The sequence below is a fragment of the Nocardia pseudovaccinii NBRC 100343 genome (assembly GCF_001613225.1).
GTDB lineage: Bacteria > Actinomycetota > Actinomycetes > Mycobacteriales > Mycobacteriaceae > Nocardia > Nocardia pseudovaccinii.
In genome coordinates this window covers 1-14,517 of sequence record NZ_BDBY01000365.1, presented here as the reverse complement: position 1 = coordinate 14,517, position 14,517 = coordinate 1, and the positions used below count along the sequence as shown (strand labels likewise).

The 14,517-nt window shown below is 65.2% G+C and carries 14 protein-coding genes; 8 read left to right on the top strand and 6 right to left on the bottom strand.

Features of this window, described 5'->3' with window-relative positions; genetic code table 11:
• Positions 1–6: 6 nt before the first annotated feature.
• The gene (locus NP3_RS39730) at positions 7–681 is read right to left on the bottom strand and encodes a Crp/Fnr family transcriptional regulator (protein ID WP_011206875.1); all 675 of its coding nucleotides are present in this window, start codon (positions 679–681) and stop codon (positions 7–9) included.
• Positions 682–829: 148 nt separating this feature from the next.
• A complete protein-coding gene (locus NP3_RS39725; RefSeq protein WP_040686056.1) occupies positions 830–1,072 on the bottom strand; it encodes a hypothetical protein in 243 nt (80 codons plus the stop codon).
• Between the two features lie 223 nt (positions 1,073–1,295).
• Between NP3_RS39725 and nth the strand changes: the two genes are divergently transcribed.
• From nth to NP3_RS39705, 4 genes are read left to right on the top strand one after another with little or no spacing between them, the layout of a single operon-like run.
• Complete coding sequence (gene nth, locus NP3_RS39720; RefSeq protein WP_063046876.1) at positions 1,296–1,997, top strand: endonuclease III; 702 nt, start codon at positions 1,296–1,298, stop codon at positions 1,995–1,997.
• Positions 1,994–2,629 carry a TlpA family protein disulfide reductase gene (locus NP3_RS39715; RefSeq protein WP_063046859.1) on the top strand — a complete coding sequence of 212 codons (636 nt, stop codon included), beginning with the start codon at positions 1,994–1,996 and terminating at the stop codon, positions 2,627–2,629. The genes nth and NP3_RS39715 overlap by 4 nt, the downstream gene beginning before the upstream one ends.
• Positions 2,626–3,345 (top strand): NUDIX hydrolase, encoded by a 720-nt coding sequence (locus NP3_RS39710; RefSeq protein ID WP_245721299.1) that lies wholly within the window; start codon positions 2,626–2,628, stop codon positions 3,343–3,345. Before NP3_RS39715 ends, NP3_RS39710 begins: the two co-directional genes overlap by 4 nt.
• Entirely contained in the window at positions 3,342–4,535 is a 1,194-nt protein-coding gene (locus tag NP3_RS39705) for a MarP family serine protease (protein ID WP_063046858.1), read from the top strand. The genes NP3_RS39710 and NP3_RS39705 overlap by 4 nt, the downstream gene beginning before the upstream one ends.
• Before the next feature lie 80 nt (positions 4,536–4,615).
• Here NP3_RS39705 and NP3_RS39700 read toward each other — a convergent pair whose 3' ends face one another.
• The 4 genes from NP3_RS39700 to NP3_RS39685 form a co-directional block, all read right to left on the bottom strand.
• The gene (locus tag NP3_RS39700) at positions 4,616–5,551 is read right to left on the bottom strand and encodes an alpha/beta fold hydrolase (RefSeq protein ID WP_084509564.1); all 936 of its coding nucleotides are present in this window, start codon (positions 5,549–5,551) and stop codon (positions 4,616–4,618) included.
• A gap of 64 nt (positions 5,552–5,615) precedes the next feature.
• On the bottom strand, positions 5,616–6,131 hold the full coding sequence (locus tag NP3_RS39695) for a phage holin family protein (protein ID WP_063046856.1): 516 nt from the start codon (positions 6,129–6,131) through the stop codon (positions 5,616–5,618).
• The gene (gene nhaA / locus NP3_RS39690) at positions 6,128–7,387 is read right to left on the bottom strand and encodes a Na+/H+ antiporter NhaA (protein ID WP_063046875.1); all 1,260 of its coding nucleotides are present in this window, start codon (positions 7,385–7,387) and stop codon (positions 6,128–6,130) included. Before nhaA ends, NP3_RS39695 begins: the two co-directional genes overlap by 4 nt.
• Before the next feature lie 170 nt (positions 7,388–7,557).
• Positions 7,558–9,585: an acetate--CoA ligase gene (locus NP3_RS39685; RefSeq protein ID WP_063046855.1), complete on the bottom strand. Its 2,028-nt coding sequence runs from the start codon at positions 9,583–9,585 to the stop codon at positions 7,558–7,560.
• 458 nt (positions 9,586–10,043) lie between these two features.
• On the opposite strand from NP3_RS39685, the gene NP3_RS39680 reads away from it, so the two are divergent.
• From NP3_RS39680 to NP3_RS39665, 4 genes are all read left to right on the top strand, one after another.
• Complete coding sequence (locus NP3_RS39680; protein ID WP_063046854.1) at positions 10,044–11,618, top strand: peptide ABC transporter substrate-binding protein; 1,575 nt, start codon at positions 10,044–10,046, stop codon at positions 11,616–11,618.
• Positions 11,619–11,683: 65 nt separating this feature from the next.
• Positions 11,684–12,610, top strand: a complete 927-nt coding sequence (locus tag NP3_RS39675) for an ABC transporter permease (protein WP_040686063.1) — start codon at positions 11,684–11,686, stop codon at positions 12,608–12,610.
• Positions 12,603–13,556: an ABC transporter permease gene (locus NP3_RS39670; RefSeq protein ID WP_063046853.1), complete on the top strand. Its 954-nt coding sequence runs from the start codon at positions 12,603–12,605 to the stop codon at positions 13,554–13,556. The genes NP3_RS39675 and NP3_RS39670 overlap by 8 nt, the downstream gene beginning before the upstream one ends.
• Positions 13,557–13,564: 8 nt before the next feature.
• A partial coding sequence (locus tag NP3_RS39665) for an ABC transporter ATP-binding protein (protein WP_157124859.1) occupies positions 13,565–14,517 on the top strand: 953 nt, incomplete at its 3' end.

Here is a 14,517-nt window from a genome sequence, read left to right as displayed (position 1 = left end):
CGAGCGTCAGCGTGCGCGGCGGGCCAGGCGCTCGGAGTCGGAGATCAGCACGCTCTTGCCCTCCAGCCGTAGCCAGCCGCGGTGCGCGAAGTCGGCAAGAGCCTTGTTCACGGTCTCGCGGGAGGCGCCGACCAGCTGCGCGATCTCTTCCTGGGTGAGGTCGTGGGTGACCCGCAGCGCACCGGCCTCCTGGGTGCCGAACCGCTGCGCGAGCTGCAGCAACGCCTTGGCGACCCGGCCGGGGACGTCGGTGAAGATCAGGTCGGCCAGATTGTTGTTGGTGCGGCGCAAACGACGGGCGAGAACGCGCAGCAGTTGCTCGGCGATCTCGGGCCGCTGGTCGATCCAGGACTTGAGTGCGTCACGGTCCATGGTGACCGCACGGACCTCGGTCACGGTGGTAGCGGTCGAGGTGCGCGGACCCGGGTCGAAGATCGACAGCTCACCGAACATGTCCGACGGACCCATGATGGTCAGCAGGTTTTCTCTGCCGTCCGGGGAACGCCGTCCGATCTTCACTTTTCCGGAGGTGATGATGTACAACCGGTCGCCGGGCTCGCCCTCGTTGAAGATGACATGACCGCGCGGAAAATCCACGGGCTGCAGTTGTTTGGCGAGAGCCGCCACCGCGGTGGGCTCTACGCCTTGGAAGATGCCTGCTCTGGCGAGGGCCTCGTCCACGAATGTGCTCCTTATGGGAAATGGCTCTGTCCTGGACCGAAGCGATTCGGCCAACAGCGCAGTCTACGCGGCATTACAGCAGCGTAGTGACAGACACCACGTAACGAGTCGATTGCGCGGCGTGCCAGGTACCGGTTTGGTAGGGGATTCAGCTGGCGCGTGCGACGTCCAGCTCTTCGCCACGGGACCGACGCCTGCGCATCCGTGCCACCGCGGCGGGCAGTCCGAGCTTCGTCAGCTCCTTCACTTCGGCGTTACTTGCCTTGTCCAGGTACTGCTGAACCTCTTCGTCGGGTTCGAGAAGTTTGCGGAGCCGATTCTCGACCCGCTCCATGCCCAGTGCAAACAGCATCAGCACCACTGGGAAGAGCACCACAGCGAGTCCTTGCATGACGAGCAGTAAACACGGTCTAGGTCTCAGATGGAACACGGCAAGAGATCTAGGAGGGCACCGTTGTGGAGTGGTTCCGTATGGTGGACGCGTGCGTGTCTCCCCCTCCACTGCTGCCGTGAGCGGGCCTGCGCCTGCCGTCGAGGCGACCGATGCGCAACCCGCCGCGGTCCCCGCGCCGAAGCGCAAATCCCGAGCGCGACAAGCGGAAACCCAGCTCGGCCTGACCCGAAGGGCCCGCCGGATGAACCGCACTCTCGCGGTGGCTTTTCCGGACGCGCACTGTGAGCTGGATTTCACTACACCGCTCGAATTGGCGGTTGCGACAATACTTTCCGCGCAGTGCACCGATGAGCGGGTGAATCTGACCACACCCGCGCTCTTCGCGAAGTATCGGGATGCCCGTGCATATGCGGAGGCAAACCGCGCCGAGCTGGAGGAATACATCCGGCCGACCGGCTTCTTCCGCAACAAGACCAGTTCGCTGATCGGGCTCGGGCAGGCGCTGGTCGAACGCTTCGATGGTGAATTGCCTCACACCCTCGACGAACTGGTGCAGTTGCCGGGCATCGGCCGCAAGACTGCCAACGTCATCCTCGGCAACGCCTTCGGGGTGCCCGGCATTACGGTCGACACCCATTTCGGCCGACTGGTGCGCCGCTGGGCGTGGACCACCGAGGACGATCCGGTGAAGGTCGAACACGCCATCGGCGCGATCATCGAACGCAAGGAATGGACGATGCTGTCCCATCGCGTGATTTTCCACGGGCGCCGGGTCTGTCATTCCCGCAAGCCCGCATGCGGTGTCTGCATTCTGGCCAAGGACTGCCCGTCGTTCGGGGCCGGGCCGACCGATCCGGAAATCGCGGCCAAGCTGGTGAAGGGTCCGGAGGCGGAGCATCTGCTCGAGCTGGTGGGCCGGTGACACGAATACCTGTCGCGGCGCGCTTGGCGCTGGCAGGGTTGATCACCGTGGTGGCCTTGGCGGTCGCGCTGTGGCCCCGCGCTGACGACGACACCGCGACGAGCGGCGACAACTCGGCGAATTCCCTTGCGAGCGCGTCGGTCGAGGGACGCACCGCCGCCGCGCTCGCGAATTGCCCGACGCCCGCGGCGAATGCGGTGGGACGCGGGCCGCTTGCCGGACTCGCCCTGACCTGTCTGTCCGACGGCAAACCGGTCGACCTGGCGGCCGCACTCGCGGGCAAACCGGCACTGCTGAACCTGTGGGCGTACTGGTGTGGACCGTGCGCCAAAGAGTTGCCAGATGTGCAGGAGTACGCGCGACGGGCCGGAAACGCGATTACCGTGCTGACCGTGCACAGCGATCCGGATGAGGCGAGGGCGCTCGCGCTGCTGACCGACCTGAGGGTGACGTTGCCCGGCGTCCTCGACCAGCGCGCCAAGGTGCGAACCGCGGTCGGTGCACCCGCGGTGCTGCCGGTATCGGTGCTGTTGCGTGCCGATGGTTCGGTCGCCGAGGTGGTGGTGCGGGCATTCAACGGCGTCGACGATATCGCCGATACGGTCGCGAATAATCTGGGAGTTGCGGCATGACCGAGATCCCCATGCCGGACAGCATCCCGAAATGGCTGCGCCGAGCGGCGGACCCGAATACCGATTCCACCGACACGCTGTCCTTGGCGCGGGCGGTTCGGCGGGCCATGACGATCAGCACGACACCGCGGCAGGCGGCAGTGCTCGTGCTGTTCAGTGGTTCGCCCGAAGCCGATCCCGAGGCGCCGGGCGGGCTGCCCGCCGATGCGGATGTGCTGCTCACCCAGCGCGCTTCCACCATGCGCCAGCACCGCGGTCAGGTCGCCTTTCCCGGCGGCGCGGTTGATCCGGGCGACTCCGGTCCGATCGATACCGCTCTGCGCGAGGCCTGTGAGGAGACCGGGCTGGCGCGTGCGGGCGTCGAACCCTTTGCGGTATTGCCGAAGCTGTTCGTGCCCCCGTCCCGATTCGACGTGACTCCGGTGGTGGCCTACTGGCACACACCGAGGGCGGTCCACGTGGTCAACCACACCGAGACCGAACGCGTCGTGCGGGTGCCGCTCGCCGACCTGCTGGATCCGGCGAATCGCTTCATGGTGCGCGGCAGCCTCGGCTATCAGAGTCCGGCATTCCAGGTGGACGGAATGCTGGTGTGGGGACTGACCGGCGGCATTCTGGCGGGCATCTGCAAGAGCGCCGGGTGGGAACGGGACTGGGACCACAGCGATGTTCGCGATCTAGAGTCCGCGCTGGCGGCCGTAGGGATGACGTTATGAGTTCATCGGCTTGGCTCGATATCGCGGTGGTGCTGCTCGCGCTGCTGGCCGCCTCCTCCGGTTGGCGGCAGGGCGCGGTGGCCTCCGCGCTGGCCTTTCTGGGCGTCGTACTCGGCGCGGTCGCGGGCATTCTCATCGCGCCGCACATCCTGATCCATGTCAACGAGGGCAGACCGCGGGTGCTCACCGGCGTGCTGTTGATCGTGCTGCTGGTCATCGTCGGTGAGGTCGCGGGCATGGTGCTCGGCCGGGCCGCACGCGGCGGTATGCGACATCCGTTCACCCGCAGTGTGGACAGCGTCGTCGGCGCGGTGCTGCAGGCGGTCGCGGTGCTGGTCACCGCATGGCTGCTGGCCTTGCCGCTGGCCACCTCGTCCCAGCCCGCAATCGCCGCGGCCATCAACGGTTCGAAGGTGCTCGCCGACGTCAACGATGTCTCCCCGAGTTGGCTGCGGCGGCTGCCGAACGAATTCTCCAAGCTGCTCAACACTTCCGGGCTGCCGGATGTCATCGGACCGTTCGGTCGCGCGCCGATCGCGGCGGTCGAACCGCCGGACCCCAGCGTGCTCGCCAGCCCGGTCGCGGCCTCGCTGCAGCAGAGTGTGCTGCGCATCCGCGGCGTGGCGCCGAGCTGCCAGCGGGCGCTGGAGGGTTCGGGCTTCGTGATCGCGCCCGAACGCGTGATGACCAATGCGCACGTGGTCGCGGGTACGACGAGCGTCAGCGTGGATACCGCGCGCGGCCCGCTCGAGGCGACGGTGGTGCTGTTCGATCCGTCCAAGGATGTCGCGGTGCTCGCGGTGCCCGGCCTCGCCGCGCCGATCGTCCCGCAGGCGCCCTCGGCCGCGCACTCCGGCGACAGTGCCATCGTGCTCGGCTACCCGGGCGGCGGACCGTACACGGCCAGCGCGGCTCGGGTGCGCGAGACGCTGGATCTGACCGGGCCGACCATCTACCGCAACGGCACGGTCGAGCGTGAGGTCTACACCGTCCGCGGTTTGGTGCGGGCCGGTAATTCCGGTGGGCCGCTGGTGGATACCGAGGGGCAGGTGCTCGGCGTGGTCTTCGGTGCCGCTGTCACCGACGATGACACCGGTTATGTGCTGACGCTGAACGAGGTGCGTGCGCAATTGGAGGCCGCGCCCGGGTCGAATTCGCCGATCCAGACCGGAGCCTGCGTACTGAGCTGAGACCGGCTGGGGCGACCGGCTATGCGAGCCGGTCGCCCCGATCGGACCCGATTCGGCCACAGTGCCGAGGTTCCCGACACTTACCCGAGCAGCTTGGCCAACTCCATCGTGACGGCTTCCGGGTTCTCTTGGTGCGCAAAGTGACCTGCGCCGGGAATTACGACCTGTCGCCGCTGCGGTGACAACCGGCGGCCGCGCTGGAAGGTCGCGGGCAGGATGTAGCCGTCGAGTTCGCCGCGCATGGCCAGCACCGGAATGCGGATCGGCACCCGCATGGTGGCCATGAACCGCCGACCATCCGGACGCCACTGACTGCGGAAGGCCCAGCGCTGATACTCCAGCGCACAATGCGCCGCGCCCGGAATCTGGATGGCCGAGCGCATCCGATCGGCCGTCTCGATGAATTCGGCGGTGCCCGACCAGGTTCGGCTCACCCGCTGGCGCAGCAGCCGCTCGACCTCGAAGCCGTTGCCGGTGGTCAGCAGATGTTCGCCGTAGCGCGGCAGCTGATAGCGCAGGAAATTCGGCAGCCAGGTGCGCCGCTGACGGCGATCCCGCAGTACCGCGCTCTTGAGCGCGGCCGGATGCGGGGAACTCACCAGTGCGATCGAGCGCACCAGTCGTGGATGAAGCACCGCGGTCGTCCAGCACACTAGGCCGCCGTCGGCATGTCCGACCAGCGTGGCCTCGGAATAGCCCATGGCACGGATGAGGCCGGCGATATCACCGGCCAGCGTCCAACCGTCATAGCCGCGCGGCGGTTTATCGCTGTCGCCGTAGCCGCGCAGATCCACCGCGACCGCGCGGTAGCCGAGTTCCGCGAGTCCGGTCAACTGATGCCGCCAGGACCACCAGAGGTCGGCGAATCCGTGCAGCAGCACGACCAGCGGTGCGTCCGGGCGGTCCGGCTCGGCCTCGACGACATGGAAGCGAATGCCGTTTGCGTGCACGTCCCGATGCGTCCACGGACCGTCGTAACGGACGCTGGACGGATCGGGAAACGAGTTCGACGACACGCCGACCGAGCCTAGTAGGGGTCCGGCCAACCGCCTAGTCGACGCTGCCGTGCCGCTCCGGCCGCTACCCGAGCGACTTCGGTTGCGTCGGCTCCGCGAGCGCGAGGGGCTGCTCGTGCGAGCCGAATCCGCTCGGCAGCACCGTGCGCGCCTGCTTGAGCGAATCGATCGTCTTCTCCGGCGCCCGCAGCTTCTTGACCCGCAGATAGCCGAGCAGGGCGAGCACCGCCGTCGCGACGATCATCAGCAGGAACACGATCAGGAACGCCGCCCAGCGCGCCAGCCAGACATCGAGCAGCTCGCCGAGGAAGAAGAAAAAGAAGAAGGTGCTGAACAGCAGCACGGTCAACGCGAGGATGAAGTAGACGCTGCCCTGCAGCCCCTTCTTGATCTCCCCGGTCACCTCGGCCTTGGCCAGCTCGACCTCGGCCCGCACCAGCGTCGACATCTGCTCGGTGGCATCGCGGACCAGGGCGCCGAAGCTCGCTGACCCGGCCGGGTTGGCGTCCGAGAGGGGAATCGAGGTCACAGTGCGGTCGCGACGCGACTCATCCCCGTTACCACCGTTTGCGAAACTCACTTGGTCGACCCTTCTCCCTGTCCCGGCACTGCTTCCGCCTCAGTCTCTCGTTCTATCGCACGCGCGTCCCGCCGCGCCTGGTGGACACGCCCACGCCGCAACAGTAGCGCCGAACCCGCGAGCGACGCCGTCATTGACGTCACCAACACCGCTGCCTTCGCCAATTCGACGGCCGAGCCGTCACCGACGTCGGCCAGCGCGAGTTCTGCCACCAGAAGGCTAACGGTGAAGCCGATCGCGCCGAGCACCGAGAGGGCGAACATGTCCCGGTAGCCGAGGCTGACCGGACGCTTCGCAAGGCCCAATCGAATTGCCACCCAGCTGATTCCGAAGATACCGACAGTCTTGCCGAGCAGTAGTCCGAGAATTATGGCCATCGGCAGCCTGTCACCGAACAGGTGCTGGAAAACCTTGCCGTCCAAAGGAACTCCGGAGGCGAACAAGGCGAACAGCGGCACACAGAGTCCGGCCGAGATCGGCTGGATCATATGCTCGAGCCGCGTTGCCGGGGCTTCGGCCTCGCCCGGATCCTTGCGCACCCTGGTGAGCAGGCCGAGCGCGACACCGGCCAGTGTCGGATGGATGCCCGCCTGGTGCAGCGCGTACCAGGAGACCAGCGCCAGTGGCACATACAGCAGCGGTGTGGATATCCGCCTGTGCTGGGCCAGCGCCCACATCGCGAAGCAGGCCGCCGCGCCAAGCAGCCACAGCGCCGACAGTGTCGTGGTGAACAGCACCGCGATCAGGATGATGGCGAGCAGATCGTCGACCACCGCGAGGCTCAGCAGGAAGACGCGCGCGCTGGCCGGAATCCGGGATCCGGTCATGGCCAGCACAGCCAGCGCGAACGCGATATCGGTCGCCACCGGAATCGCCCAGCCTCGGTCCATCCCGTCGACGCCGAATCCGACCGCGAATGCGATCAGCGCCGGGGTGACCACGCCGCCGACCGCCGCGATGATCGGCAGCACGGCCCGCTTGGGATCGGCGAGTTCGCCGACCACCAGCTCGCGTTTGAGCTCCAATCCGGCGACGAAGAAGAAGATGGCCAGCAGACCGTCCTTGGTCCAGTCCGCGACGGTGAGATCCAGATGCAGTGCCTTGATCGGCAGGACGTACTCGGTGACGGTGAAGTAGCTCTGGCCCCACGGCGAGTTCACCCACAGCAACGCGACAGCAGCCGCGATCAGAAGTATTGCGCCACCAACGGTTTCGGTGCGTAGATAGCGCGTCAGCTCCGAGCGAACTTGGGTGATCACGGGAAACCTTCCGCCAGGGTGGACTCCGACTGCGAACGCGCAATCCCACCGATCCGGCTATCAGGTACGCGACCGCATGCCGACCAGGCTTCCCGGCACACCTTACGCAATTCTAACGGGTACGGCCGGTGACGCATTCCGTCACCGGCCGTACGCGATGTGCCGACTCAGGCGCGGCTGGCCCGGATCGCCTCGAAAACGTTCGGATCGACCAGCGTCGAGGTGTCGCCCAATTCGCGGCCCTCCGCGACATCGCGCAGCAGTCGCCGCATGATCTTGCCGCTGCGGGTCTTGGGCAGTTCGGGCACCACGTGGATCTCGCGTGGCCGGGCGATCGGGCTGATCTCCCGCGACACCTCCGCCTTCAGTTCGCCGATCAGCGCGTCGCCGGTGTCCTTGGCCTCGGCCGTCAGGATCACAAAGGCGACGATGCCCTGTCCGGTGGTCGCATCGCTGGCGCCCACCACCGCAGCCTCGGCGACGCCGGAGTGACCGACCAGCGCGGATTCGACCTCGGCGGTGGAGATTCGGTGACCCGACACATTCATCACATCATCGACCCGGCCGAGCACCCACAGATCGCCGTCGGCATCGAGTTTGGCGCCGTCACCGGCGAAGTACCAGCCCTGTTCCGCGTAGCGCTCCCAATAGGTGGACCGGTAGCGATCCATATCGCCCCAGATGCCGCGCAGCATCGACGGCCACGGCTGATCGAGCACCAGATAGCCGTTGGCCTCGGTCGCACCGAGCTCGACCGCCTTGCCCTCTTCGTCGACGACCATCGCCGAGATTCCGGGCAGCGGCGTCATCGCGGCACCGGGCTTGGCGGCGGTGACGCCCGGCAGCGGGGAGATCATGATCGACCCCGTCTCGGTCTGCCACCAGGTGTCCACGATGGGCGCGGTGTTCGCGCCGATCACCTCGCGGTACCAGCGCCAGGCCTCCGGATTGATCGGTTCGCCGACACTGCCGAGCACCCGGATGCTGGACAGATCATGTGCGGCCGGAATCTCCCTACCCCACTTCATGAATGTGCGGACCAGCGTCGGTGCCGTGTAATAGATTGTGACGCCGTACTTTTCGACGATATTCCAGTGCCGGTGCTCATCCGGGAAGTTCGGCGTGCCCTCGTAGACGACCTGGGTGGTCCGGTTCGACAGTGGTCCGTAGACGATATAGGTGTGCCCGGTGACCCAGCCGATATCGGCGGTGCACCAGTAGATGTCGCGTCCGGCCTTGTGGTCGAAGACATTGTGGTGGGTGTAGGACGCCTGGGTGAGATATCCGCCGCTCGTGTGCAGGATGCCCTTGGGCTTACCGGTGGTGCCGGAGGTGTAGAGGATGAACAGCGGGTGCTCGGCATCGAAGGCCTGCGCCTGATGTTCGGGGGAGGCCTGCGCGACGGTCTCGTGCCACCACAGGTCGCGGCCCTCGGTCCACGGCACTTCGATATCGGTGCGCCGCACCACCAGTACATGCTCGACGCTGTGTCCATTTTCGCCCGAGCGGGGGCCCTCCGTGGTTACGCGGGCTGCCTCCTCCGGGCCCTGACCGCTCGGGCGGGGCGGCACATCGCCATTGGCGTAGAGCGCCTCGTCGACGGCCTCCTTCAGCGGTGCGGCCTTACCACGCCGCCACTGACCGTCGGTGGTGATGATCAGCCGGGCGCTCGCGTCGTCGACGCGCTGGCGCAGCGCGGTGGGGGAGAAGCCCGCGAATACCACCGAATGGGTCAGTCCGAGTCGGGCGCAAGCCAGCATCGACACGATCGCCTCGGGAACCATCGGCATATAGATGGCGACTCGATCGCCCGCCTCGAGCCCGAGCTCGGTCAGATAGTTTGCGGCGCGGGAGACTTCGGCGAGGAGTTCGGCGTAGGTGATGTCGCGGGAGTCGCCCGGTTCGCCCTCCCAGTGGATGGCGACCTGATCGCCGTGCCCGTCGAGCACGTGGCGGTCCACGCAGTTGTAGGCGACATTGAGCTTGCCGTCGACGAACCACTTCGCGACGGGCGCGTCACTCCAGTCCAGCACCTGTGTCCACGGCTGCTCCCAGTGCAGCCGGTCGGCCTGCCCGGCCCAGAACGCGTCGCGATCCGCCGTTGCCCGCTGGTACAACGACGCGTCGGCATTCGCCGCCGCGGCGAATTCCGCGGTCGGCGGGTACGAGTCCCGGTGGTCGGTGGTTTCGGTCATCTCGTCTCTTCCTCACGTAGCCCCGTGGTGCTGGCAGTCGCAGTCGATTTCGACAGTAGCCAACTGTGATCCAGCCCGCGCCTGCTGTGTCCAATGGGTTTCCATCGCGTCACCGCGGCGGGTATCCTGCGCGATCCGCTGACAAACCGAGCCTTCGGTAGCTATCGTCATAGGCCAACCAGCTCCGGATACCGGAAGCCCCAACGGAGGCATACTTCCGGCGGATGGCTGTCTTCTCCTTAATGTTTAGCGCGTTTCGACGATGTTGCCGGATTGGTAACAAGTGGAACGAACCTCTGTCAATCCGGTGACAAGGCTGCTTCGAATAGCTAACGTCCCAGGCATTCCAAGGCGGATCGAGTCGAGGCGCGCTGGGCGGATGCTCATGCGTCGTCGCGGATCCCCTTCGCCTGTCTCGAAATCGGGAGAACGCGTTGAGATTCAACAGAGCTACAGCGTTGACCGCGGCAGTCCTGCTGGCCACAAGCCTGGGACTGTCCGCATGTTCGTCGAGCGATAGTGCCGACGCCGACATCGTCACCACGAACGGTGGTGAACCGCAGAATCCGTTGGTGCCGACCAATACCAACGAGAATATGGGCGGCCGCGTCGTCGACCGGCTGTTCGCGGGTCTGAAGTACTACGACGGCAAGGGTGTCGCGCACGACGAGATGGCCGAGTCCATCAAGACGAACGACCGCAAGACCTACACGATCACCATCAAGCCGGACTGGAAGTTCACCGACGGCAGCACGGTGACCGCGAAGTCGTTCGTCGACGCCTGGAACTACGGCGCCCTCGGCACCAATGGTCAGCTGCAGAGTTACGCGTTCACCCCGATCGTCGGATTCGACGAGGTGTCGGCGGAAAAGCCCACGGCACAAACGATGTCGGGGCTGAAGGTGGTCGACGACCGAACCTTCACCGTCGCGCTGAAGTCGCCGTCCATCGACTTCGAGACCGAACTCGGCTACGCGCCGTTCTATCCGCTGCCCGATGCCGCGTTCAAGGATATGAAGGCCTTCGGTGAGAACCCGATCGGCAACGGCCCGTACAAGTTCCAGACCTGGGAGCACAACGTCAAGATCGACTTGGTGCCCAACCCGGACTACAAGGGCGGCCGTGCGCCCAAGAACAAGGGTCTGCGCTTCGTCATGTATCAGTCGTTCGATACCGCCTACTCGGATCTGCAGGCAGGCAATCTCGATACCCTCGACACCATTCCGGACAGCGCGCTGACTTCGTACAAGAAGGACCTCGGCGATCGCGCGATCCTGGAGCCGTCGGCGCAGAATCAGCACATCGGCGTCCAGTCCAATGTCCCGCATTTCGGCGGTGAGGAAGGGCTGCTGCGGCGCCGGGCCATCTCGCTGGCGATCAACCGGCAGCAGATCTGCGACACCATCTTCAACGGCACCAAGATTCCGGCGCGCGACTTCACCTCGAGCACCCTGCCCGGATTCAACGGCAACCTGCCCGGCTCGGAGGTATTGAAGTACAACCCCGAAGAGGCCAAGAAGATTTGGGCGCAGGCCGATGCCATTTCGCCGTGGTCGGGGCGCTATGAAATCGCCTACAACTCCGACGGCGGCCACCAGGCGTGGATCGAGGCCGTGGCCAACAGCATCAAGAACACCCTCGGTATCGATGCCGTCGGTGCGCCGTATCCGACGTTCAAGAACATCCGAGATCTGGTGAACCAGAAGACGATCGGCAAGTCGTTCCGTTACGGCTGGCAGGGCGACTACCCGACCATGCTGCAGTTCCTCACCTCGCAGTACTACAGCTACTCCGAGACCAATAACGTCGACTACAAGAGCGCCGAATTCGACCACCTGCTCGACGCCGCACTGGCCGCGCCGACACTCGAGGAGTCGTACAAGATCGTGGCGCAGGCGCAGGCGTTGCTGATCAAGGATATGGCCGATATCCCCGTGCTCGATTATCTTGCCGCAGCGGGACGTTCGGACAAGGTGAAGAAGGCCGACCTGGCCTGGAATGGTCTGTTCGACTTCGAAAACATCGAGAAGTAGCCGCTCGGCGCGGTCGTGCCGCACATTTCCGACGGCACGACCGCGCCGCTCACCCAGGAGACGAAATGGCCTGGTATGTCGTGCGGCGTCTGCTCCAAATGATCCCCGTCTTCCTCGGGGCGACGCTGCTCATCTATGCACTGGTCTTCTTAGTTCCGGGCGATCCGATTCACGCGCTGGCCGGTGACAAGCCGATGACGCCTGCCGTGGAGGCCCAACTGCGTGCGCGTTATCACCTGGATCGTCCGTTCATCGTGCAGTATCTGCTGTATCTGAAGGGCATTTTCACCCTCGACTTCGGGACGGCCTTCTCCGGTCGACCGGTGCGCGACGAACTCGCCCGGGCCTTCCCGATCACCATCAAATTGGCGTTCATGGCGGTGCTCATCGAAGGTGTCTTCGGTGTCGTCTTCGGTCTGATCGCGGGACTGCGCAAAGGCAAACTGTTCGATTCCACACTGCTGGTGGTCAGCCTGATCATCATCGCGGTGCCGATCTTCGTGATCGGCTTCCTGGCCCAGTTCGTCCTGGGTGTGAAGTGGGGTATCGCGCCGGTGACCGTCACGGGTAAGGCCAGCGTCGGTGAATTGCTCGTGCCCGCATTCGTTCTCGGGTCGCTGTCGTTCGCCTATGTGCTACGGCTGACCCGAAATTCGGTGGCGGAGAACATGTCCGCCGATTACGTGCGCACCGCGACCGCGAAGGGGCTCAGTCGCCCACGCGTGGTCACCGTGCACATTCTGCGTAATTCGATGATTCCGGTGATCACCTTCCTCGGCGCCGATCTCGGTGCGTTGATCGGCGGCGCGGTAGTCACCGAGGGCATCTTCAACATCCCGGGCGTGGGTGGGACGCTGTACCAGGCGATTACCCGCGGTGAGCCGCCGACGGTGGTCTCGTTCGTGACCGTGCTCATCGTGATCTTCCTGATCTCGAATCTGATCATCGATCTGCTCTATGCCGCGCTCGACCCGAGGATCCGATATGCCTGAGCTCGAGAAGAAAGCTCCGGACCGGCAGCGGTATTTCGTCGCGCCGCCCGATGAAGTCGAGGTGCTCGCCACCGATCAGGTCGTCGATACCGGTTCGCCCACCAGCATCTGGCAGGACGCCTGGCGGCAGTTGCGCCGCAATCCGATCTTCATCGTGGCCGCGGTGCTGATCGTGTTCATCGCCATCGTGGTGCTGTGGCCCGGCCTGTTCTCCGATCAGGATCCGCGCTACTGCAACGGCGATTTCAGCATGGATCCGCGCGGGCCCGGACATCCGTTCGGTTTCGATAAGCAGGGTTGCGATGTCTACACCCGAACCGTTTACGGCGCACGGGCTTCGGTAATGGCGGGCTTGGGCGCCACCACGGTATTCCTGCTGGTCGGCGGCACACTCGGGGCCCTCGCGGGCTTCTACGGCGGGTTGCTCGATTCGGTGGTGTCGCGCATCGCGGAGATCTTCTACGCGATTCCGCTGATGCTGGCCGCGATCGTCATCATGCAGCTGCTCGATTCGCGCACGATCTGGACCGTCATCCTGATCCTGGCCGCATTCACCTGGCCACAGGCCGCACGCATCGCGCGCAGTGCGGTGATCGAGGCGAAGAACAGCGAATATGTCACGGCGGCCAAGGCATTGGGAGTCTCCCGAATACGCACGCTGCTGCGCCATGTGCTGCCGAATGCGGCCGGACCGCTGATCGTGGTCACCACGATCTGGCTCGGTGCGTTCATCGTCACCGAGGCGACGCTGTCCTACCTCGGTGTCGGCCTGCCGCGCACGATCGTGTCCTGGGGCTCGGATATCAATACCAACCAGCACGAGTTGCGCGGCGGGTCGCCGATTTTGTTCTATCCCGCAACGGCTCTGGCGCTCACCGTGCTGAGCTTCATCCTGCTCGGTGATGCGCTGCGGGACGCGCTCGATCCGAAGGCGAGGAAGAGGTGACCGCGGTGATGTCGGATAAACCATTGCTCGAGATCGAGGATCTCAATGTCTGTTTCTCCGCCGAGGGCAAGAAGATTCCGGCGGTGCGCGACGTCAGCCTGACGGTGTATCCGGGTCAGACCGTCGCCATTGTCGGCGAATCCGGATCCGGGAAGTCCACGACCGCGCACAGCGTTATCGACCTGCTGCCCGGCACCGGACAGGTCACCTCCGGCTCGATCAGATTCGACGGCAAGGATCTGGCGAAGGCGTCGAAACGGGAGGTCGTCGCGGTCCGCGGTAGCGGTATCGGATTGGTGCCGCAGGATCCGATGTCGAATCTGAATCCGGTGTGGAAGATCGGGTTCCAGATTCGAGAGACCTTGGAGGCCAATGGCATTGCCAAGGGCAAGGCAGCCAAGCAGCGCGCCATCGAACTGCTCGAGGAAGCCGGGATGTCGGATGCGGCGCGCCGGGTGAACCAGTATCCGCACGAATTCTCCGGCGGTATGCGCCAGCGCGCGCTCATCGCCATCGGATTGGCCTGCCGACCGAAACTGCTGATCGCCGACGAGCCGACCTCGGCTCTCGACGTGACGGTGCAGCGGCAGATCCTCGATCATCTCGACGGACTCACCAGTGAACTCGGCACCGCGGTCCTGCTCATCACCCACGACCTCGGCCTGGCCGCCGAACGCGCCGAGCACCTGGTGGTGATGTATCGGGGCAAGGTGGTGGAATCCGGTCCGGCACTGCAGATTCTGCGCGAACCACAGCACCTCTACACCAAGAAGCTGGTGAATTCCGCGCCCTCGCTCGCCTCGCAGCGGCTGTCCTCGGTGCGTGAGCGCATAGCGGTGCGTAAGCAGGCCGTACAGGTCGCGGAAGAGGTCGCGGCGGCCGATGCCGAAATCGCTGCGGTCTCCGATGACGTGGTGGTCGCACAGAATCTGACCAAGGCGTTCAAAATTCGGGGTAGTAC

Bases quoted from the DNA above. Each gene is read 5' to 3' on its own strand.
- NP3_RS39685 (WP_063046855.1), bottom strand. From the start codon at position 9,585: ATGACCGAAACCACCGACCACCGGGACTCGTACCCGCCGACCGCGGAA.
- NP3_RS39725 (WP_040686056.1), bottom strand. From the start codon at position 1,072: ATGCAAGGACTCGCTGTGGTGCTCTTCCCAGTGGTGCTGATGCTGTTT.
- NP3_RS39670 (WP_063046853.1), top strand. From the start codon at position 12,603: ATGCCTGAGCTCGAGAAGAAAGCTCCGGACCGGCAGCGGTATTTCGTC.
- NP3_RS39710 (WP_245721299.1), top strand. From the start codon at position 2,626: ATGACCGAGATCCCCATGCCGGACAGCATCCCGAAATGGCTGCGCCGA.
- NP3_RS39705 (WP_063046858.1), top strand. From the start codon at position 3,342: ATGAGTTCATCGGCTTGGCTCGATATCGCGGTGGTGCTGCTCGCGCTG.
- NP3_RS39675 (WP_040686063.1), top strand. From the start codon at position 11,684: ATGGCCTGGTATGTCGTGCGGCGTCTGCTCCAAATGATCCCCGTCTTC.